Source organism: Streptomyces sp. NPDC037054 (assembly GCF_055606745.1).
In genome coordinates this window covers 656,642-677,307 of record NZ_JBVJSJ010000002.1, presented here as the reverse complement: position 1 = coordinate 677,307, position 20,666 = coordinate 656,642, and the positions used below count along the sequence as shown (strand labels likewise).

The 20,666-nt window shown below is 75.7% G+C and carries 15 protein-coding genes and 1 pseudogene; 13 read left to right on the top strand and 3 right to left on the bottom strand.

The genetic code is table 11. From position 1 onward, the window contains the following. Positions 1-15: 15 nt before the first annotated feature. The 4 genes and pseudogenes from ACZ7D7_RS07970 to ACZ7D7_RS07955 all read left to right on the top strand — a co-directional run bounded on the left by ACZ7D7_RS07970 (position 16) and on the right by ACZ7D7_RS07955 (position 2,594). On the top strand, positions 16-915 hold the full coding sequence (locus ACZ7D7_RS07970) for a hypothetical protein (RefSeq protein WP_470823217.1): 900 nt from the start codon (positions 16-18) through the stop codon (positions 913-915). Further along, a pseudogene (locus ACZ7D7_RS07965) lies at positions 912-1,109 on the top strand (Trm112 family protein); the annotation flags it as partial. The gene ACZ7D7_RS07970 and the pseudogene ACZ7D7_RS07965, both read left to right, overlap by 4 nt. Before the next feature lie 98 nt (positions 1,110-1,207). Beyond that, positions 1,208-2,020: an FkbM family methyltransferase gene (locus tag ACZ7D7_RS07960; protein WP_470823078.1), complete on the top strand. Its 813-nt coding sequence runs from the start codon at positions 1,208-1,210 to the stop codon at positions 2,018-2,020. Next, positions 1,986-2,594: a hypothetical protein gene (locus tag ACZ7D7_RS07955; protein ID WP_470823077.1), complete on the top strand. Its 609-nt coding sequence runs from the start codon at positions 1,986-1,988 to the stop codon at positions 2,592-2,594. The genes ACZ7D7_RS07960 and ACZ7D7_RS07955 overlap by 35 nt, the downstream gene beginning before the upstream one ends. Before the next feature lie 12 nt (positions 2,595-2,606). Here ACZ7D7_RS07955 and ACZ7D7_RS07950 read toward each other — a convergent pair whose 3' ends face one another. Further along, on the bottom strand, positions 2,607-3,479 hold the full coding sequence (locus ACZ7D7_RS07950) for an ATP-grasp domain-containing protein (RefSeq protein ID WP_470823076.1): 873 nt from the start codon (positions 3,477-3,479) through the stop codon (positions 2,607-2,609). Positions 3,480-3,644: 165 nt separating this feature from the next. Between ACZ7D7_RS07950 and ACZ7D7_RS07945 the strand changes: the two genes are divergently transcribed. The 8 genes from ACZ7D7_RS07945 to ACZ7D7_RS07910 all read left to right on the top strand — a co-directional run bounded on the left by ACZ7D7_RS07945 (position 3,645) and on the right by ACZ7D7_RS07910 (position 16,954). Continuing rightward, the gene (locus tag ACZ7D7_RS07945) at positions 3,645-5,090 is read left to right on the top strand and encodes an acyl-CoA synthetase (protein WP_470823075.1); all 1,446 of its coding nucleotides are present in this window, start codon (positions 3,645-3,647) and stop codon (positions 5,088-5,090) included. Further along, positions 5,083-6,408, top strand: a complete 1,326-nt coding sequence (locus ACZ7D7_RS07940) for a carboxyl transferase domain-containing protein (RefSeq protein WP_470823074.1) — start codon at positions 5,083-5,085, stop codon at positions 6,406-6,408. The genes ACZ7D7_RS07945 and ACZ7D7_RS07940 overlap by 8 nt, the downstream gene beginning before the upstream one ends. A 156-nt stretch (positions 6,409-6,564) precedes the next feature. Further along, positions 6,565-6,933 (top strand): CU044_2847 family protein, encoded by a 369-nt coding sequence (locus ACZ7D7_RS07935; protein ID WP_470823073.1) that lies wholly within the window; start codon positions 6,565-6,567, stop codon positions 6,931-6,933. Continuing rightward, positions 6,930-8,645: a VMAP-C domain-containing protein gene (locus tag ACZ7D7_RS07930; protein WP_470823072.1), complete on the top strand. Its 1,716-nt coding sequence runs from the start codon at positions 6,930-6,932 to the stop codon at positions 8,643-8,645. Before ACZ7D7_RS07935 ends, ACZ7D7_RS07930 begins: the two co-directional genes overlap by 4 nt. Before the next feature lie 40 nt (positions 8,646-8,685). Further along, positions 8,686-9,717 (top strand): AAA family ATPase, encoded by a 1,032-nt coding sequence (locus ACZ7D7_RS07925; protein WP_470823071.1) that lies wholly within the window; start codon positions 8,686-8,688, stop codon positions 9,715-9,717. Beyond that, complete coding sequence (locus ACZ7D7_RS07920; RefSeq protein WP_470823070.1) at positions 9,707-14,308, top strand: SAV_2336 N-terminal domain-related protein; 4,602 nt, start codon at positions 9,707-9,709, stop codon at positions 14,306-14,308. Before ACZ7D7_RS07925 ends, ACZ7D7_RS07920 begins: the two co-directional genes overlap by 11 nt. Positions 14,309-14,443: 135 nt before the next feature. Then, on the top strand, positions 14,444-15,481 hold the full coding sequence (locus tag ACZ7D7_RS07915) for a rod shape-determining protein (RefSeq protein ID WP_470823069.1): 1,038 nt from the start codon (positions 14,444-14,446) through the stop codon (positions 15,479-15,481). Between the two features lie 33 nt (positions 15,482-15,514). After that, positions 15,515-16,954 carry a sensor histidine kinase gene (locus ACZ7D7_RS07910; protein ID WP_470823068.1) on the top strand — a complete coding sequence of 480 codons (1,440 nt, stop codon included), beginning with the start codon at positions 15,515-15,517 and terminating at the stop codon, positions 16,952-16,954. 84 nt (positions 16,955-17,038) lie between these two features. On the opposite strand, the gene ACZ7D7_RS07905 is transcribed toward ACZ7D7_RS07910, so the two are convergent. Further along, positions 17,039-18,082, bottom strand: a complete 1,044-nt coding sequence (locus tag ACZ7D7_RS07905; protein ID WP_470823067.1) for an anti-sigma factor RsbA family regulatory protein — start codon at positions 18,080-18,082, stop codon at positions 17,039-17,041. A 304-nt stretch (positions 18,083-18,386) separates the two neighbouring features. Between ACZ7D7_RS07905 and ACZ7D7_RS07900 the strand changes: the two genes are divergently transcribed. Beyond that, positions 18,387-19,151, top strand: a complete 765-nt coding sequence (locus tag ACZ7D7_RS07900; protein ID WP_470823066.1) for an ANTAR domain-containing protein — start codon at positions 18,387-18,389, stop codon at positions 19,149-19,151. 335 nt (positions 19,152-19,486) lie between these two features. Here the strand turns inward: ACZ7D7_RS07900 and ACZ7D7_RS07895 are convergent, their stop codons facing one another. After that, positions 19,487-20,503, bottom strand: coding sequence for a LacI family DNA-binding transcriptional regulator (locus tag ACZ7D7_RS07895; protein ID WP_470823065.1), 1,017 nt, complete (start codon positions 20,501-20,503; stop codon positions 19,487-19,489). Positions 20,504-20,666: the final 163 nt, after the last annotated feature.

Here is a 20,666-nt window from a genome sequence, read left to right as displayed (position 1 = left end):
GGGATGTGGTGGGGCGTGGCCGCGGCCCTGGTGGCGAACGTCCTCTACAGCGGCGGGTTCGTCCTGGAGAAGCGGGCGCTCGCCACCTTGCCCGAGGTGTCGGTGCGGCAGCCGGGGCGGCTGCTGCGGCTGGTGCTGGGCAGCCCGCTGTGGATCGGCGGTTCGCTGGCGCTCGCCGCCGGGTTCGCCGCGCAGCTCGCCGTGTACCGGACGCTGCCGATCGCCGCCGCGCAGGGCCTGTTCGTGTCCGGCCTGGTGCTGCTCGTGCTGCTGTCGGCGCGGCTGCTGGGCGAGGAGACCACCGGCCGGGAGCGGTACGCGCTGGCCGCGATCCTCGCCGCGCTGCTGATGGTCGTGCTGTCGCTGCGGGAGGGCGCCGAGACGGTGAGCCGGTCGGCGCCGTACCCGCTGGTGCTGCTGGTGTGCGTGCCGTCGCTGGTCGCCGGGGTGTGGCTGTACGGCTCGGCGGAGGGCCGCGCCCGGCGCCGGCACCGGCTGCCGACGACCGGCGTCGAGTACGGCGTGGCCGTCGGCCTGCTCTACGGCGTCAGCTCGCTCGCCATCAAGGGCGTCTCCGGGCGGCTGGCCGCCGACCCCGGCTTCCTGGTGGACCTGCTGCGGTCGCCGTACCCGTATCTGCTGCTGTTCACCTTCGTGTTCGGGCTGGTGATGTCGCAGGCGGCGCTCCAGCGCTGCCGGGCCTCGCTGATCGTGCCGGTGTGCACCACGGTGACCTGCCTCTACACGGCGGTGCTCGGGACGCTCGCGTTCGGCGAGGAACTGCCGGACGAGCCCCTGCGGTTGGCGCTGCGCGTCGCCGGCACCGCGCTCGCCGTGTCGGTGCTGCTGTCGATGCCGAAGCACGACACCGCCGCCCGGAAACCCGTCCCCGCCAAGGAGTTGACACCCCCATGACCCTCGACGGTCCGCTGTTGCGCATTCTGGCCTGCCCGCTGGACAAGGGTCCGCTGTACCCGCTGGGTGACAGTGCCCTCTACAACCCGCGGATGCGCCGCCGCTATCCGGTCGTGGACGGCATCCCGCAGCTGCTGCCGTCGTCGGGCGAGCAGGTCCCGGAGGACGAGCACGAGGAGCTGGTACGGCGGCTGGACGGCCTCCCCGCGGAAGCCCCGACGGCCCCGGAAGCCCCGGAAGCCGCCGAAGCCGCCGAGGCCTCGGGACCCTCCGCCCCCGAGGGGACCGGCCCGTGACGCTCGCGGCGCGGCTGGCCGCCGTCCTGCCCGCCCGGCCGGTGGCCGCCGCCGCCCGGGCCGTCTATCCGCGCTTCGAACCGGAGCTGGCCCGCCTCGCCGACCTGTGCCCGCCCGGCTGTGGCACGGCCGTCGACGTCGGCGGCTGGTACGGGCCGTGGACGCACCGCCTCGCCGCCCGCGCCCGGCGCGTCGTCACCGTGGAGCCGGTGCCGCACCTGGCGCGGCTGCTGGCGGCCGGCTCCCCGGCGAACGTCCGGGTGATCCACGCCGCCGCCTCCGACCGCCCCGGCATCGCCCGGCTGTGGCTGCCGCCGGACGGCACCGGCACCCGCGGCGTGTCGTCCCTGGTCCGCCGCGACATCCACGCGCACGCCCTGGACGTCCCCTGCGTCACGCTGGACGAACTCGGCCTGAAGGACGTCGGCTTCATCAAGATCGACGTGGACGGCAACGAACCGGCGGTGCTGCGCGGGGCGACGGCCGTCCTGGCCCGGGACCGGCCGGCGCTGTTCGTGGAACTGGAGTCCCGCATCCAGCCGGTCGCACCGGTCGTGACGTACCTCGGCGTGCTCGGCTACGACGGCTGGGTGCTGCCCGGCGACACGTGGCTGCCGCTGGCGTCGTTCCCGCTGGAGGAGCACCAGGCCGCCGCCTGCCACGTCGTGTCGCGGGGGCTGCTGCGCCGGGTGCTGCCGCTGCGCGGTCCCCGGTACGTCAACTCGGTGCTGTTCCTGCCGGACGGGCGCCGCCCCGGCGGCCGGGTGGGCGACGATGGGGCGCATGCCCTCCGGAAAGCCCCCCGCTAGGCCGTTCACCCCGCTCGACTTCCAGCTGGTACTGCTGCGCCGCATGGCCGACCACAATCCCGAGCTGGTGGAGGACGCCCGCCGCGACCTGGGCGTCTCCCTCGCCGACATGCGGGAGGCCAACAAGCGGTGGCAGGCGATGGTCCGCTCCCCGCGCTCCCGCTCCGCCGCGAGCCGCTACCGCTCGGTGCTGGGCGAGCCCGAGTCGGCCGGGCGGCGCCGGATCGGCGACCTCGACTGCGAGGCCCGCCTGTGGCGGCTGCCGCTCTGGCCCGACCTGCGCTTCGAGGTGCTGCTCGCGCCGAACGGCGTGGTCTGGAACGAGTGGCTGGTCCGCGCGCCGCACGCCGACCCGCCCGCGCTGCACACCCTGGAGGACCTCACCCCCTGGTCCTGCACGATCGACGAGGCCGCCCGCGCCTTCTCCCCGGCCCGCCCCCTCCAGGGCTCGGCCCCCACCCGCTGGGGCCTGGCCTTCACGGCCCCGGACCGGCGGGGCGTACGGCACGAGGTGGCGGCCGAGTTCACGTGGGGGTTGCTGCAACGGACGGTGGTCGGCGGCGGCCGGCCGTAGGCCTCCGGCCGGTCAGCCGCGGGCGGCGTCGAGCACCGCCCCCACCACCCTCGGCACCGACCCCTCGTGCAGCCACAGGAACAGGTTCGGTTCCACCAGCTCCAGCTCCATCACGACCGGCTCGCCGTCCTCGCCGGTCACCAGGTCGACACGGGCGTACAGCAGGTCGGGCCGGCCGGGTACGGCGGCCAGCGCGCGTTCGGCGACGGCGAGTTCGGCCGGGGTCGGGGTCCAGGCCGTCAGCCCCGGGTGGGCGGTCTTCTTCTGGTCGTAGGGCGTGCCGGGGGCGAGGACCGCGCCCTTGCGGGCGGCGTGCAGGAAGCGCCCGCCGACGAACAGCAGGGCCCGCTCACCGGCGGTGTCGATGCTCGTCACGTACGGCTGGACCATCGCCGTGAACCCCTCGGCGTGCATCCGCGCGACCTGCGCGGCGGCGGTGTCGTGCTCGCCGGGCAGGTAGCGGGCGGCGAAGCGGGCGCCGGCGCCGGAGGTCGGCTTGACGACGTACTCGTGGCCGCCGGGCAGGTCGAGAGGCTCGCCGGGCGCGACGTACGCGGTGGGTACGACGGGCACCCCGGCGGCGGCCAGCTCGCCGAGGTAGCGCTTGTCGGTGTTCCAGTGGACGACGTCGGCCGGGTTCCGCAGCCGCGTGACCTTCCCGCAGGCGTCGGCCCACGCCGTGAACTCGGCGGCACGCCAGCTGTAGTCCCAGGTGGACCGGATGAGGACGAGGTCGAAGGCGCCCCAGTCCATGCCGGGGTCGTCCCACACCTCGGCCGAGGCCTCGGCCCCCGCCTCCCGCAGGGCGGCCACCAGCACGGGAAGGTCCCGGTCGGCGCTGATGTCGGGGCCGGGCCGGCAGGTGGCGAGGGCGATGCGGGGCACGTCGGGTTCCTCCCTGGAATCAGGCGGGCGGGCGAAGGGCCGAGGACCCGTCCGCAGGCTGACAAGCGTCGCTCATGTCACATCCGCCGTCCTCACGGCTGTTCTATGGTCGGCCACGACAGCCGGTCCTCGGCAGCCATACGAAGGCTTTAAGGAGTCCGACGCGTGTCCACTCTCTTCCCCGCCCTGACCGACGGCCCACCCGACCGGACCGCCCTGCGGTTCGGGGAGCGGTCCCTGACCTACGGCGGGCTCGGCGCCGCCGCCGGTGCGCTCGCCGGGCGGATCGGCGGGGCGGGACGGGTCGCGGTGTGGGCGACGCCCGTGATGGAGACCGGCGTCGCCGTGGTCGCGGCGCTGCTCGCCGGGGTGCCCGCCGTGCCGCTGAACCCGAAGTCCGGCGAGAAGGAACTGGCGCACATCCTGTCCGACAGCGCCCCGTCGCTGGTGCTGGCCGCCCCCGGCGACGAACTGCCCGCCACGCTGGGCTGTCTGGAGCGGATCGACGTCGACGTGCGGGGCGCGGGCGCGGTGCCCGAGGACCGCGCGGGCGACGGCGATCCGGCGCTCGTCGTCTACACGTCCGGCACGACCGGCCCGCCGAAGGGCGCCGTCATCCCGCGCGGCGCGGTCGCGACGACGCTGGACGCGCTGGCCGACGCCTGGCAGTGGACCGGGGACGACGTGCTGGTGCACGGGCTGCCGCTGTTCCACGTGCACGGGCTGGTGCTGGGCGTCCTCGGCCCGCTGCGGCGCGGCGGCTCGGTGCGGCACCTCGGCCGGTTCAGCACGGCCGGGGTCGCCGAGGAGCTGGGGTCCGGGGCGACCATGCTGTTCGGGGTGCCGACGATGTACCACCGCATCGCGGAGGCCCTGCCGGACGACCCTGAGCTGGCGAAGGCGCTGGGCCGGGCGCGGCTGCTGGTGTCCGGTTCGGCCGCGCTGCCGGTGCACGACCACGAGCGGATCGCGGCGGCGACGGGCCGCCGGGTCATCGAGCGGTACGGCATGACGGAGACGCTGATGAACACCAGTGTCCGCGCCGACGGCGAGCCGCGCGCCGGGACGGTCGGCGTGCCGCTGCCGGGCGTGGAGCTGCGGCTCGTGGAGGAGGACGGGGCGGAGATCACGGCGTACGACGGGGAGAGCGTCGGCGAGATCCAGGTGCGCGGCCCGAACCTGTTCACGGAGTACCTGAACCGGCCGGACGCGACGGCGGCGGCGTTCACGGCGGACGGCTGGTTCCGCACCGGGGACATGGCGGTGCGCGACCCCGACGGCTACGTCCGCATCGTCGGCCGGAAGGCCACCGACCTGATCAAGAGCGGCGGTTACAAGATCGGCGCGGGGGAGATCGAGAACGCGCTGCTGGAGCATCCGGGGGTGCGGGAGGCGGCCGTCACGGGCGAGCCGGACCCGGACCTGGGCGAGCGGATCGTCGCCTGGGTGGTCCCGACGGACGCCCAGTCCCCGCCGGAACTGGAGGAGTTGGCCGACCACGTGGCCCGGCGCCTCGCGCCGCACAAGCGGCCCCGGGTGCTGCACCACCTCGACGCGCTGCCCCGCAACGACATGGGGAAGATCATGAAGCGGGCGCTGAGCCGTGCCTGAGCGCGGATCGGCCCGCGCCGCGCTCGCCCTGGTCACCGACGACTTCACCGAACTCCCCTCCCCCGCCCGCGCGTCGGCTCCGGACGGCCCGCTCGGCTGGGAGGGCTACGACGCGGCCCGCGCCCGCGCCGCCGAACGCACCGGCGAGGAGGAGTCCGTCGTGTGCGGCACGGGGCACGTCGGCGGCACACGGGCCGTGCTGATCGCGTTCGAGTTCGGCTTCCTCGGCGGCTCGCTCGGCGGGCGGACCGGCGACCGGCTGGAGTCGGCGTACACGTACGCGCGCGAGCACCGGCTGCCGGTCGTGCCGCTGGTCGCCACCGGCGGCAGCCGCATGCAGGAGGGCATGCTCGCGCTGACCCAACTCCAGCGCACGGCCCGCCAGTCGGCGCTGACCAGGGATGCGGGACTGCCTCAGGTCGCGGTGGTGCGGGACCCGACGACCGGGGGCGGCTGGGCGACGCTGGGCGCGGGCGCGGACGTGACGCTCGCGCTGCCCGGCGCCCAGGTCGGCTTCGCGGGCTCGCGGGTCCGCCCGCCGGACGCGGACCCGGCGGCGTACACGGCCGAGGCGCAGCTCGCGGCGGGCTCCGTGGACGCGGTGGTGCCCGCCGAGGAACTGCGGGAGACGCTGGCGCTGTGGCTGCGGCTGCTGTCGTCGCCGTCGGCCGAGCCCGCGCCGCCGCCGCGCCCGCTGGGCGCGACCGACCTCCCGGTGACCGGCTGGGACGCGGTGCGGCGGGCCCGTTCGCCGCACCGGCCGCGCGCCGGGGCCTACCTGGACGCCTACTTCACGCGCCGCGTCGCGATCGGCGGCGACCGCTGCGGCGGCACGGATCCCGACGGGATGCTGTGCGGGTTCGGCGAGCACGAGGGCCGGACGGTCGCGTACGCCGCGCAGACCGGGACGGCGACCAGGCCGGCCGGTTTCCGCACGGCGGCCCGGCTGATCCGGCTCGCGGACCGGCTCGGCATCCCGGTGCTGACGCTGGTGGACACACCGGGCGCCGCGAACGACGCGGAGGCGGAGCGGCAGGGCGCGGGCCCCGCCATCGCGGACCTGTTCGGCGCGGTGGCCGCCGCCCGCACACCGGTCACCACGCTGCTGATCGGCGAGGGCGGCTCCGGCGGCGCGCTGGCGCTGGCCGCGCCCGGCAACACCTGGGCCACGCCGGACAGTTACTTCTCGGTGATCGCCCCCGAGCTGGCGGCGGCGATCCTGAAACGCCCCCCGCACGAGGCACCCGCCACCGCCGGCCATCTCCGCGTCCGCCCGCAGGACTTGACGGAGCTGGGCGTGGTCCGGCCCTGGACATGAGCCCGGGACGCGACGTTCGCCCTGCCTCGAAGACGTCACCCACGGCGCCGCCTCCCGTCCGGGGCGGCGCCTTCGTCCCAACGCCGGGACAGGGCCCGGACCCGTCCCGCACAATGGGCGGGACGTGGGCCGGGGACGACGGGGAGCGAGCGGCACGTGGACGGGTTGATCGAGTTCAAGACGGAGGACGGCGCCCAGGTGGTCGTGGAGGCCGCCGGCGGCGACCCCGGGGCCCGTCTGGTCGCGCGCGGCGACGAACCGGCCCAGGCGGCCCGTACCTTCGAGGGCGCCCTGGAGGGCGTCCGCGCGGCGGCCGAGTCGGCGCTGCGCGTGTTCCGCGACGGCGCGCTGCGACCCGACGGCGTGGAGATCGAGTTCGGCGTGAAGATGGCCGCCGAGGCGGGCGCCATCATCGCCAAGGGGACCGCCGAGGGGCACCTCGTGGTCCGGCTGTCGTGGGCGCCGGGACAGGCCGGGAACGCGCCGACGACCGAGACCGCTCCGGGGACCGCCGGCCGCTCATGAGCAGTGCTGCCTGGCACGCCCGGATCGACTGCGGGGGCAGGGTGGCCGGGGCGGGCTTCCTCGTCACCCCCAGCAAGGTACTGACCTGCGCGCACGTCGTGCGGGACGGCGAGCGCGCGCCGCTGACCGTGACGTTCACCGAGCGGCCGGGACTGCCCGCCGTCCCCGCGCGCGTCGCCGTGCACGGCGGCTGGTCCGGCGGCACCACCGACCTCGGCGACCTGGCCGTCCTGGAGCTGGAGCGGGAGGTCGCCATCACCCCGGCCGCCCTGGCGCCCGCCGACACCGCGCACGGCGAACCGCCGCGCAAACTCGTCGTCTACGGCTTCCCGACCGGGTTCGACGAGGGCACGCTCGCCGAATACCGCACCACCGGACCCCAGTTGATCAAAGGTGAGTGGATCCAGCTGGAGGCGTGGCGGGCCGGGGGCCAGCCACTCGCGTACGGCTTCAGCGGGGCCGCCGTCACCCTCACCGACACCGGCGAGGTCGTCGGCATGGTCACGGCGGCGGCCGGCGCCAAGGACGTGCGCACCGGGCGCATGATGCCCACCGAGGTCATGGCCCGCTACTGGCCCGGCGTGCAGAGCCTGATCCCCGCGTCCGGCCACGCCCTCGCCCACCGGACCCGGCTGCGGGACCTCGTGGAGAAGGCGGTCCGTGCCGGACTGGACGGTGACACCGACCTCCCGACCCGCCTCTACAGCGCGGCCGCCGACCCGTTCGACCCGCTGCCGCCCGACGGCGGCTTCGACTCCCTCTGGTCGGCCGCGCTGTTCGTGCTCAGCGAGCTGGACGGCCCGCGCGGCGCCGCCACCGTCGCCCGGTTCGCCGACCGACTCGAGGCGCTGCTGTGCGCACCCGCCCCGTTGGCCGCCGCGCCGCCCGACTGGTCGCCGATCCTCGTGGAGCTCGGGCCGAGCGGCGCCGGTCAGGACCTGGTCCGCGTCGAGGTGTCGGCGTACAGCGCGGGCCGCCGGCACCGGGTCGACGCGGCCACCGTGCCGCAGGCCCGGCTGCGCGCCCACGTCCAGGACCGCATAGACGCCGCGTTCCGGTATCTCACGCCGGGCACCGACGAGTTGGTGACGTTCGCGCTGCCCCGCGACTGGCTGGACTGGCCCGTCGACCGCTGGGAGAGCGCCCCCGACGACCCCACGCCGCTCGGCTGCGCCTACCCGGTCGTCGTCACCGACCACGCCCGGCGCAAGGGCGGCGCCCGGCACGTGCTGACCCGGGCCTGGCAGCGGCTCGACACCCGCACCGACGCCCGTGTGCACCGCGTCGAGTGCGGCTGCCCCGACGACCCCAAGAAGCTGCGGCTCAGGCTGCGCCGCTCGGACGGCCTCGCCGGCTTCGCGGCCGCCCCGCACACGGCGCGGACCCGGCCGCACTTCGACGCGCTGGTCACCGCGCCGACGCCGGTCATCCTGTGGTCCCGGGCCGGCTGCGGCGCCGCCGGGGACACCCCGGACGGCGGCGCCTGCGCCGGGCCGCACGCCTGCGCCGGCAGCGCTTTCCTCGATGCCCTCGACGCGCACGTCGGCGGGGTGCCGCCCGCCGAACTCCCGCGTGCCGTCCTCGCCCTGCGCGAGGAGGCCGACGCCGAGGACGGCCACTGGGCTCGGGACATCCAGCTGCTGTGGGACGACCCGCGCTGCTTCACCGACCCGCACGAGCAAGCCGTCCACGCCCAGTCCCCCGTGGCCTGATCCGCCCCCGCCCCGCGACCGCAGACCGGAGAACCCGTACATGCCGAACTGGTCCGTCTACACCGGCACGAGCGAGCCGCACGACGGCATCACCGAGCTGCCCGCGCCGCCGCCGTGGCGGGCGTTCGACGGCGGCCCCGCACTGCCCCACCCCGACGACACCGACGACGAGTCGGCCGTGTCCCCCGACCGCGTGCACCGCGCGCAGAGCTACGTCGCCGGCCCGGAGAGCGTGCGACTGGTCAACGCGGCGCTGTGCCTGCGCCGCCCGCTGCTGGTGACCGGACCGCCCGGCACGGGCAAGTCGTCCCTCGCCTACGCCGTCGCCCGCGAACTGCGGCTGGGCCCGGTCCTGCGCTGGAACATCACCAGCCGCAGCACCCTGGCCGACGGCCTCTACCAGTACGACCCGCTGTCCCGCCTCTACGCGGCCCGCAAGGCCGGCCCCGCCGGCACGGACGAGGGGCGGCGCCCGCCCGGCGGAGTCGAGGACCATCTGCGGCTCGGCCCGCTCGGCACGGCACTCCTGCCGTACGAGCGGCCCCGCGCGCTGCTCGTCGACGAGATCGACAAGAGCGACCTGGACCTGCCGAACGACCTGCTGAACATCCTGGAGGAGGGCCAGTACGAGATCCCCGAACTGGTCCGCGCCGCACGCCACTCGGCCGAGGGCGCGGCGGAGGTGCTGGCCGACGGCACGGACAGTCCGGTCACCGTGCGCCGGGGCCGGGTGCGCTGCCGGGCCTTCCCGTTCGTCGTCCTCACCAGCAACGGTGAACGCGAGTTCCCGCCCGCCTTCCTGCGCCGCTGCGTGCGCCTGAAGCTGCGCCGGCCGGACCGGGACCGGCTCACCGACATCGTCCGCGCCCACTTCGGCGGCGCCGACGCGCGGGCCGAGTCCCTGATCGACGGTTTCCTCACCCGCGCGACCAGCGGCGAACTCGCCACGGACCAGCTGCTGAACGCGATCTATCTCACCGGCGTCGCGGGCCTGGACGCCGCTTCCCAGGACGAGTTGGCCGAGCAGCTGATGCCGTACCTCAGCGCGGAAGCGGACGACGATGGCTTCTGACCCGGAGGGTCGGCGAGCCCGGCCGGACGCCCCAACGGGCGCCGAGGGAACGGGCGTCGAGCCGGGCGGCGTCGGCCGGCTGCGCGCCGTGCTGGCCGCCGCGCGCCGGGAAGCGGCCGGGGACGCCGGTCCCACGCCGCGCGAACTGGCCGAAGTGCTGTGGCTCGCCGGGCAGTTGGGTCCGGGCCCCGGCGACGACGCCGTCCCGGCGGCAGCCGGCACGGCACCCGCCCCGACCGGCCCGATGCCGCAGCCCGGCGAGGAGGCGACCCCGGCCACCCCCGTCGACACACCCCGGGAACCCGGACCGCACCGCCCGGAGTCACCGCCCGACGGCCGGGTCCCGCTGCACCTGCCTCCGCACCGGCGGCCCGGCGACGCCGCCGTCGGCGACGGCACGCCGCTGCTCGCGCCCGCGCCGCCGATGCTGCACCACCCGCTCGCCCTGCAACGAGCCCTGCGCCCGCTCAAACGCAAGGTGCCCTCGCCGCACGCCCGCGTCCTGGACGAGCACGCCACCGCCGACCGGATCGCCCGCCTCGGCGCCCACCCGGATGCCTGGCTGCCCGTGCTGCGCCCGGCCCCGGACCGCTGGCTGCGCCTGAACCTGGTCCACGACACGGGCCCCACCATGCCCGTCTGGCGCCCCCTCGTCCGCGAACTGCACACCGTCCTCGCCCAGTCGGGCATCTTCCGCACCGTCACCCTGCACCCCGCAGGCCCCGACGGCCGGGCCCGGCAGGTGCCCGACCCGGCCGACGGCCGCACCGTCACCCTCGTCGTCAGCGACTGCATGGGCCCGCAATGGCGACCGGGCCCCGACGGCGACCGCTGGCACCGCACCCTGCGGCGCTGGTCCGCCCGCATGCCGGTGGCCGTCGTACAGCCCCTGCCGGAACACCTGTGGCACACCACGGCCCTGCCCGCCGAACCCGGCCTGCTCACGCCCCCGTCCGCCGCGGCCCCCTCGGCCGCGCTCGGCTTCGCCCCGTACGACCCGGACGCGGCGCCCCGGCCCCCGTCCGCCGTGCCGCTGCCGGTGCTGGAGCCGGCCCCGTCCTGGCTGGCCAACTGGGCGGCGCTGATCGGCGACCCCGGCGGCGGCCGCGCCCCGGGCGCGGTGGCCTGGCTGCCGCCCGCCCCCGCACCGCCGGCGGAGGCCGCCCGCGACATCGCCGAGCTCGACCCCGAGGAACTGGTGCTGCGGTTCCGCGGTACGGCGTCCCCGGAGGCGTTCCGTCTCGCCGGGCATCTGTCGCTGGCCGTTCCGGCGCTGCCCGTGATGCGCCTGGTGCAGCACGCCCTGCTGCGCGACCCGCGCCCGCAGCACCTCGCCGAGATCATCCTCAGCGGCATGCTCACCACCGTCCCCGGCCCGCCCGGCAGTTACGCCTTCCGCCCCGGCGTACGCGACCTGCTCCACCACTCCCTCCCCCGCACGGCACGGGGCCGCACCCGCGCGTTCCTGGCGCGCGTCGGCGGCCTCATCGACGAACGGGCGGGCCTGGCGGCGGGCGACTTCCGCGCGGAGGCCCGCAGGCGGCCTGCGAGCGGCGAGGACGAGGCCATCGCGACGGTCAGCGAGGAGACCGTACGGCGACTGGGCGGGGACGCTCGCGGTGGCGAGGGCGAGCCGGGCCGGCTGGTCGGCGGACGGTACCGGCTGGTCGGGCGGCGAGGGCAGGGGCAGCGGGTCTGGGAGGCCGAGGACACCCGGACCGGACGGAAGGTCGTCGTCCACCGCTTTCCCCGACAGGCGGCGCCGCGCGAGCGGTTCCTGCGGGACGCGGAGACGCTGGCCTCGCTCCGCGACCCGCACATCGTGCCCGTGCTGGACTTCGGCGTGGACGGCGAAACGCCGTACCTGGTCGCGGCGTTCGTGGACGGCGTCACGCTGACGGAACTGGACCGCGGCACCGGGAAACTGCCGTTCCCGGTCTTCGCCCGCCTCGCCTGCCATGTCGTGGACGGTCTGAGGACGCTCCACGACCACGGGCTGGTCCGGGGCCAACAGGGCCGCGACGGGCTGCTGCTGTGCCCGGACGGCACGGTGATGCTCAGCCGGTTCGCCCTGGGGGACCGGCCCGAGGTCTCCGACCACGAGGAGCTCGGCCTGCTGCTGCTCGAACTGGCGCTCCAGGTCGACGCGCCAAGACGGTACAGGCAGCTGCTCACCTTCCTCGTCGAAGGAGTGCTCCCCGAGCCCGCCCTGGACACCGCCGCCCAGCTCTCCGCCGCGGGCGACCCGAACCCGCCCACCGCCCGCGACCTCGACCGCCTCCGCTTCACCCTCCTCGGCCCCGTCCGCATCAGCGCCCACGGAAGGGAGCTGACCCCGCCGTCCCCGGAGGCCCAGGCGCTCCTCGCCATGCTCCTGCTCCGGCACGGCCGCCCCGTGCGCAACAGTGAGCTGGCCCTGGGCCTGTGGCAGGACCCGCCTCCGGCCGACGAGGCCGCCGCCCGCCTCACCGGCCTCTCCTGGGAACTGCGCCGCGTACTGGGCCCCGGTGTCGTCGCGACGTGCCTCGACGGCCTCGCCCTGCACGTCCCCGACGCCTTCATCGACGTACTCCACTGCGAGGACCTCCTCCCCGCGCGCGGCCAGGAACCGGAGCCGCTCACCCGTCGCGCCCGCCGTGCCCGGATCCAGCAGGCCCTGGACCTCTACCAGGGCGACCCGCTCGACGGCGTCCCCGGCCCCGCCGCCGACACCACCCGCGCCCGCCTGCGCGCCCTGCGCCTCACGCTGTACGCGAGCCGGGCCGAACTCGACCTGGAACTCGGTGACGTCGACCGCGCCGAGGCCGAACTCGCGCTCCTGGTCCGCGCACACCCGGACCACGAGGAACTCCGCCGCCTGTACTCGCTGGCGGTGCGCAGACTCGGGGAGCCGCGGGCGTCACAGGCGGCCCGGCCCACGATCGTGTTCGAGGCGGACTTCCTCACCGCCCGCTCCCGCGCCGAACTCCGCGACGCCGTAAGGCGCCTGCTGGAACGGGGCCGTCTCGCCCCGCACCAGTACGAGCTGCTCACCCGCACCAACGGCCACGTCGTCCTCACCGAGCCGGGGACCGACGTGCACGGCGTCATCGCGCAGGCCCTGTCCGCGCTCCCCCTCGCGCTCGCCGGGCTGGAGCCCCGGCCCCGCGTCCGGGCGACGTTCTGGGACACGGCCTGGTTCGCCGACGGAGGACAGCCGGTCGAACCCCCCGAGATGCGGGCGGTACTGAACCGGATCGAGGACGACGCCCTGGTGGTGTCACCGGCGCTGTACGACGAGTACGCCGCCCGGGAGGCCGAGGACGCCGCCTCGTTCGTACCGCTGAGAACCGGGCCGGGCACCCCGCCCTTCGCCTGGTACCACCCGCTCGACGTACCGCTCCAGGAGGAGGAGCCCGGCCGGGACCTCGTGCGCGGCCCGTTCCCGATCCGGCCCACGACCTCCATCCACCTCTCGGACCAGGGCCGCACGGCCGTCGTGGTCGTCACCTCGGACGGCCGGCTCGCCCTGCTCGACGAAGCGCCCACCCGGCCCCTGACCCAGTACTACAAGGTCGACCTCACCACCCACCGCTCCGCCCACACGGTGTCGCTGCCCAGCTCCCGGGGCGGCGCGTTCGTGGCCACCGTGGAGTTGTCCTGGCACGTCCGCGACCCCGTGGCCTTCGTCGCGGCCGAGGCCTCCCCGGTCCTCGACCACCTGCTCGACCACGTCGTGCGGGAGGCCTCGCGCCTCACCCGCCGGTATCCCGTCCGGCGGGCGGGAGCCGCACAGCACGCGGTCCGCGACGGGCTGCGGGACTGGCCGGTGCCGGGCCTGTCGGTGGCGTGCTCGGTGCAGCTGGCGCCGGAGGACGCGGTCCGGTCCGCCCCGCGCGGCGAGATCACCCCGGCCGATGCACTGAGGGGCCGGGACGGCGTGCTGCTCGGCTTCGACGGGCTGCTGACCCGGCTGTACTCGCCGACGGCGGCCCGCAGCGCGGCCCTCGAACTGCTGCGCCTGGTCGTTGAGCACCGCCCGCCCGAGGACGCGCTGAGCGGCCGGGCTCTCAGCCGTACGTCCGCCGAGTCGATGGTGCACCCCCTGGACGTCCTGCGTGCCTTCGCCGCTGACCACCGACTCGGGCCACTCCTGTGGGACCGGCTCGACGCCCTCGAACTGCGCGCCGCGGCGCGCGCCCCGCAGCCACCTGAAGCGGCGTCACTCCTGGCTGCCCTGGCCTCCTCCCCGCTGGCCCACCGCTTCAAGGTGGTCACCGACGTGTCCGAGGCAGCGGTGCGCCGCCACCTCGGATCGCGCGCGGTGAGCGATTTTGTGCGTGACGTGCACGGCCGGAACCGGGACCCTGCCCTGCTGATGCCCCACCCGGACTGTCTGCGGCGAGCGCTGAAGTCGTTCCGCGGCCCGTCCCTGAGCCCTGTGATGATCGGCTCCTCCGTCGCTGAACTGGACGCGGCCCGAAGCCTGAACATGCAGTTCATCGGCGTCGCCCGCTCCGACCCCGAAGAGGACCGCCTTCGCTCCGAAGGATGGGGTCCGGTCGTACGGTCCCTCATGCCCCTGACCGAGGCCCTGCTCTCGGCGAACTGAGCCACCCGCGAACCCCCCATTCAGCGGCCCCCCGCCCGGCCCCCCACAAAAGGCGGCCCCGCCCGCGCCCCCCGACGATGCGAGGGAGGCCCGCCACTCGGTGGTCCACGGTCTGTGCTCTCGGGAGGAACCGCCATGACCGCCAGTCTGGAGCAGCTGCGCCGCTGCCACTTCGCCGTCGACCTGGGTGCGGCGCGGACGCGGGTGTACGTCAAGGGCGCCGGGCTCGTCGTCGACCAGCCGTCCGCCGCCGCCGTGAACACCAGGACCGGCGCGCTCATCGCGGTCGGCGAGTTCGCGGAGAAGATGACGGGCCGCACGCCCGGCTACATCCGCGTCGTCCGTCCCGTCTCCGGCGGCACGGTCGTCGACATCGAGATGGCGCAGCGCATGCTGCGGCACCTGCTCGGCGACAAGATGCGCCGCGCCCTGCGCCGCAAGCCCCGGCTGCGGGCCGCCGCCTGCACCCCGCACGACGCGGACCCGCTCGCCCAGCGGGCGGCGATCGAGACGCTCGTCGGTCTGGGGGCGCGCCGCGTCGAGCTGGTCGACACCCTCATCGCCGCCGCCGTCGGCTGCGGGCTGCCCGTGGAGCGGCCCGAGGCCACCATGATCATGGTGTGCGGGGCCGCCGCCACGCAGGTCGCGGTGCTGTCGCTGGGTTCCATCGTGACCGCCGAGCGCATCCCCGTCGGCGGGGAGGCCGTGGACCACGCGATCGTCCAGCACCTGCGCCAGCGGCACGAACTCGTCCTGCCCAGCCAGTCCGTACGCCCGCTCCAGCTCGCGCTGTCCGGCAACGGGCTCACCCCGCACGGCCCGGCCTCCACGGAGATCCACGGACGGGACGTCGCCACGGGGCTCGCGCGTTCCGTGCAGGTCGACACCGCCGCCGTCCGGGACGCCATCCAGACCCCGCTGACCGCCGTTCTGGACGGCATCGGCAAGGTGCTGCGGGACTGCCCGCCCGACCTGGTGGCCGACCTCGCGGACCGCGGGATCATGATGGTGGGCGGCAGCGCGCTGCTGCCCGGCCTGGACACGATGCTGCGGCAGGCGACCGGCATGCCCGTACACATCGCGGAGCGGCCCGACGTGTGCGCCGTACAGGGCCTGGGCGCCATGCTGGAGGGCAAGATCGAGCCGATGGTGCTCGACCCGCTGGCCGGCTGAGAGGTCTCCCGGGACGGCGCGGGGGAACCGCCCATGGGCGACGCACTGCCTCCCCTCCTCGAAGCCGTCCTCGGCGTCGGCACCGACCTCGAACTGCGCACCACCCTGCGGCACATCGTGACGGGCGCCGCCGAACTGACCGGCGCCCGGCAGGCCGTGCTCGTCGCCCGGGACCCCCACCGCGACGGCCTCACCGACATCCGTACGGCGGGCCCGCCCGCCCTGCCGTCCGCGCCGTGGTCGCTGCGCGTGCCGGTCCGGGTGCGCGACGAGGAGTTCGGCGAACTGCGCCTCGCCGACAAGCGGGACGGCGGCCCGTTCACCGACGAGGACGAGCAACTGGTGCGGCTGCTCGCGTCCCAGGCCGGCGTCGCCATCGGCAACGCCCGCCTGTACGAGGCGGCCCGGCGCCGGGAACGCTGGGTCGAGGGCGCCGCCGCCGTCACCACCGCGCTGCTGTCGGGCGGGGCCGGCGACGACGCGCTGACCACCGTCGCGGAACGCGCCCGCGTCCTCGCCGACGCCGCCGCGGGCGTCATCCTGAAGCCCACCTCCGAGGGCGGCATGGAGATCGTGACCGCGGCCGTGCCGGACGCCCCTGACGCCCTCGACGGCTCCGACGGCTCCGACGGCATCGTCGGGACGACGATCGCGCCGGGCTCGGCCGTGCTGGAGCAACTCCTCGGCGGAGAGCCGGTGTTCACCGACGACGCGGCGAACGATCCCCGGATGACGACACCGGTCCGGCACCGGTTCGGGCCGAGCATGCTGCTGCCGCTGCGGGCCGGCGGGCGGCTGATCGGCACGCTGGCCCTGTCCCGCGCGCGGGGCGCCCGGCCGTACACCGCCGTGGAACGGCACCTGGCGACGCAGTTCGCCTCGCAGGCGGCCCTCGCCCTGGTCCTCGCCGACGCCCGGCGCGGCAGGCAGCGCCTCGCGGTCTACGAGGACCGCGACCGCATCGCCCGCGACCTGCACGACCTCGTGGTGCAACGGCTGTTCGCCACCGGCATGATGCTGGAGTCCACGCAGCGCCGCAGCCCGCCGGGCGACGTCCACGACACCCTCGGACGGGCGGTGGACGAATTGCGGTCGACGGTCCAGGAGGTCCGTACGGCGATCTTCGCGTTGCAGCAGCCGCCCGCCGACGCGCCCGCCTCGCTGCGCGGCCGGGTCCTGCGGGAGACGGCGAGCGCGGCGGCCCTGCTGGGCTTCCCGCCGTCCACGCAGTTCACGGGGCCCGTCGACCACCGCGTACCGGACGAGGTCGCGGCGCCGCTGCTGACCGCGCTGCGACGCGCCCTGGCCGACGCGTCCCGCCGCCGCGACGTCACCCGCGTCGAGGTCGCCGTCGACGCGACGGCGACACTGCCCGACGGCCGCGACGCGGTACGACTGACGGTGCGCGACGACGGGACGGCGGCGGGAGATTCCGGAGCGGGAACAACGGTGATGCGCCAGTGGCCGCTGTGAACCGGCGCCCGGGCGAGCCGCGCGCAGCGACGGCAGGGCGGCAGCGGCACCCGCGAGCGGGCCGCCCGGGGCGGGCGCCGCGGCTCAGCGGCGGAACCAGCAGCGGATCGTCGTGCCCGTCTCGCCGGTGTGGACTCGGACCAGGTCGGCCACCAGGTTGACCAGCAGCAGGCCCCGGCCGCCGCGCTGGTCGCGGGGCGCGGGCAGCCGGCCGGCCAGGGGGTCGGTGATCCGGCCCCGGTCGCTGACCTCGCACACCACGGCGTCGCCCTCCTCCCACATCCGCAGCACTCCGGAACCGCCGCCGTGCACGACGCTGTTGGTGGTCAGCTCGGCCGCGACGATCGCCACGTCCTCCAGCCGCAGGCCCACGAGCCCCAGCCGCTCCCCCTCGCCGACGGCGAGGTGCCGGGCCCGGGTGAGGGTGTCCGCGTCGAAGGCGTACGTCAGCGACCCGGGCACGCCGGGCAGCGGCCGGTTCCAGCGGGAGACGACGCCCTCGGGGTCGTAGGCGGGGCTGGGGCGCTCGCGGTCGGCGCCGGGGGCGATGACCGTGGGGTGCGTGGCGTGGGCGTCGGCGAGGACCCGGTCGTCGAGGCGGCGGACGTCGTAGGGGCACAGGATGGTCGCCGCGCGGCCCCGGAACGCGGCGTTGATCAGCGCCTCGTGCTGGGCGCAGGCGGGGTATTCGGTGTCCGAGCGGCCGGCCCAGATCGGCTCGCCGATGATCCACGCGCGGCGGCCGGGCGGCGTCGCGTCGGCGAAGGGGCGCAGCACGCCGGGGATGATCCGGCCGGGGTTGCGGCCGGCCTCGCGCATGTCCAGGAAGCGCACCGCCCGGCCGCGGTCGCCGAGGGCGTCCCGGACGAGCCGCAGGTTCTCGGCGGGCACGGCCACCGCCACGGGGTCGCCGGCGTCGAGTCCGTCGCGCACGAAGCCGACCGTGCCCGCGAGGTACTCCCGTTCGTCCCGGTAGAACAGGGCGGGATGGGAGAACTCCCCCGGCGACGCCCCCAGTGACGCCCCGGGCGACGTCCCCGGTGACACCCCGGATGACGCCGCCGGTCCCCCGGGGCCGCGTGGGCCCAGGGTTCCCCTGGGTTCACTGGGGTCGGCCACAGCACTCATGACACAGAACACCTCGATCGGCACAGACACCTCGGTCGCCGACGCACAGGGCGCCGGAACGCCGGCTTCCTCACCTTCGCAGTCGCTCCTTCCGGGCTGGGCCGCGCGTACCCGACGGGACGCGGGTCATTCCCCGTGCCGGGGTGTACTACGCCATCCGGCGGGCAGGCGAACGACCACACCCCCTCATACGCGGATCCCCGGCCGTTACCGCGCCCGCGCCCCTGAGGGGAGTGACGGGGGAGGTGCGGGGCCCCGGCCCCGGACCAGTGCATCCGACAGGACAGTACGACAAGGCGGTGACATGACCTCTGCGGCACCTTCACCACTCGCGGGGCGGCTGAACACGCCGGCGATCGACTGCCGTGTGGAACCGGACGGACGGGCGACCCTCGGTCCGCGGGGCGAGCTCGTCCACGGGTGCGCGGACGCCCTCGCCGGGGTACTGGCGGCGCTGCCGGACACGGTCCGACGGATCGACCTGGACATGAGCGGCGTGGTCTTCATGGACACGGCCGGGCTGCAGTTCCTGGACGTGCTCAACGACCACCGCCACCGTCACGGCACCACCGTGACCACGGCCCACTGGCAGGGCCAGCCCCTGCGCATCCTGGAACTCGCCGGCCTCGACACGACCGACCCGCTGAACGGCGACGCCCGCCCCGCGCCGGACCCCACGCCCCCCGACTCCACGCCCCCGGACAACTCGTCCCCGTGCGCCTCCCCTCCGTCCCCGGCCACCTCGTCTTCGGTCGCCTCGTCCGCCGTCGCCTCGTCGGCCGTCGCCAGGGAACGCGCCGAGCGGCTGCACGTGCTCCAGGAAGAGGTGGACCAGCTCCGTCAGGCGATCGCCTCACGCCCCGTGATCGACCAGGCGCGCGGCATCCTCATGGCGACCCACGCCTGCACGTCGGACGAGGCCTGGGACATCCTGCGGGAGACGTCCCAGCTGTCCAACACCAAGCTGCGCACGGTCGCGGCGGCCCTCACGGCCGGCGCCAAGCCGGGCGGCCCGCCCGTGCCCCCGGACCTGCGCCGCGCCCTGCGCACGGCCCTCGCCCGCCACTGACACCCCCGCGGACGCCGCGGCCCCGAGGAACGCCGACGGATCATGCCACCGCACTCGCGGGGTCGCCACGCCCGCCGCCCCACGGACGCCGCAACGCAGCGGCCCCAAGAACCGCCCGCGGATCACGTCGCCCCACGCGCGGGCCACCACGCCCGCCGCCCTACGGACGCCACAGAACGCCGCAGCCCCAAGAACCGCCCACGGATCACGCCGCCGCACGCCCGGCCGGCACGCCCGCCGCCCCACGGCGACCCACGGTCGCCGCGCAACGCCGCGGCGGCACCGGGAACCGACCGGCGGATCATGCCGCCGGACGCCCGCTCGGCACACCCGCCTCACGTCGACTCGCGCACCACAAGCTCCGTCGGCAGCGTCGTCTGCTGCCGGGACGCGCCGGACTCGGCGATCTCGGTGAGGAGGATGCGGGCCATCGTCCGGCCCAGTTCCTCCACCGGCTGGCGGACGGTCGTCAGCGGCGGGTTGGTGTGGCGGGCGAGGACGGAGTCCTCGAAGCCGACGACGGCGACGTCCCCGGGCACCTGCCGTCCCTGGCGGCGCAGCTCGGCGAGAGCGCCGACCGCCATGAGGTCGGAGGCGGCGAACACGGCGTCCAGGTCCCCGGCGCGTTCAAGAAGCGAACGCACCGCGCGGCCACCGCCCTCCTCGGTGAAGTCGCCGTTCTCCACCAGGTGTTCGGGCGCGGGCACCCCGGCCTCCTCGTGCGCCGCGCGCCAGCCGGCGAGCCGGCTGCGGCCGACGTCCATGTCGAGCGGGCCCGTGATGGTGGCGACGCGCTTCCTGCCGCTGCGCAGCAGATGCCGGACGGCCTCGGTCGCTCCCCCGGCGTTGTCGGAGTCGACGTAGCTCAGCCGCTCCCGCTCGTCGCGGCGGCCGGCCAGCACCGTGGGCAGGCCCATGTCCTCCAGGATGCCCGGCAGCCGGTCGTCGGCGTGCACGGAGACCAGCAGCACGCCGTCCACCCGGCGGGTCGCCACCGACTCGGTCAGCTGGTCCCGCTCGGCCTGGTCCCGTACGAGCATCAGCTGGAGCTGGGTCCGGGTCTCGGCGAGGGCGCCGCTGACGCCCCTGATCAGGGCGGCGAAGAACGGTTCGGAGCCGAGCCGGCTCTCCGACTCCGGGATCACCAGGGCAACCGCGTTGGTGCGGTTGGTGACCAGGCCGCGGGCGACCGAGTTCGGGACGTAGTTCAGTTCCTTGATCGCGGCGAGGACCCGGGCCCGCGCGTCGGCGCTGACCAGGTCCGAGCCGTTGACGACACGGGACACCGTCGTCCGGCCGACCCCGGCACGGGCGGCGACCGTCTTGATCGTGGGACGGCGGTTCCCGGTCATGCGCTCCTCCGCTGGGACGGGCCGCGACGCGTCGGCCGCGGACGTGACCAGCGGCAATTCTGACAGACGCCACGGTCCCCGAAGCACCCGTCGAGAACAACCCCTCCGGGTCGCCATGCGGAGTCGCGGAGAGTCATTTGCGTTCAAGTCATTGACAGACGCG

Bases quoted from the DNA above. Each gene is read 5' to 3' on its own strand.
- ACZ7D7_RS07955 (WP_470823077.1), top strand. From the start codon at position 1,986: ATGGGGCGCATGCCCTCCGGAAAGCCCCCCGCTAGGCCGTTCACCCCG.
- ACZ7D7_RS07930 (WP_470823072.1), top strand. From the start codon at position 6,930: ATGAGCAGTGCTGCCTGGCACGCCCGGATCGACTGCGGGGGCAGGGTG.
- ACZ7D7_RS07925 (WP_470823071.1), top strand. From the start codon at position 8,686: ATGCCGAACTGGTCCGTCTACACCGGCACGAGCGAGCCGCACGACGGC.
- ACZ7D7_RS07920 (WP_470823070.1), top strand. From the start codon at position 9,707: ATGGCTTCTGACCCGGAGGGTCGGCGAGCCCGGCCGGACGCCCCAACG.
- ACZ7D7_RS07915 (WP_470823069.1), top strand. From the start codon at position 14,444: ATGACCGCCAGTCTGGAGCAGCTGCGCCGCTGCCACTTCGCCGTCGAC.
- ACZ7D7_RS07910 (WP_470823068.1), top strand. From the start codon at position 15,515: ATGGGCGACGCACTGCCTCCCCTCCTCGAAGCCGTCCTCGGCGTCGGC.
- ACZ7D7_RS07905 (WP_470823067.1), bottom strand. From the start codon at position 18,082: ATGAGTGCTGTGGCCGACCCCAGTGAACCCAGGGGAACCCTGGGCCCA.
- ACZ7D7_RS07900 (WP_470823066.1), top strand. From the start codon at position 18,387: ATGACCTCTGCGGCACCTTCACCACTCGCGGGGCGGCTGAACACGCCG.
- ACZ7D7_RS07895 (WP_470823065.1), bottom strand. From the start codon at position 20,503: ATGACCGGGAACCGCCGTCCCACGATCAAGACGGTCGCCGCCCGTGCC.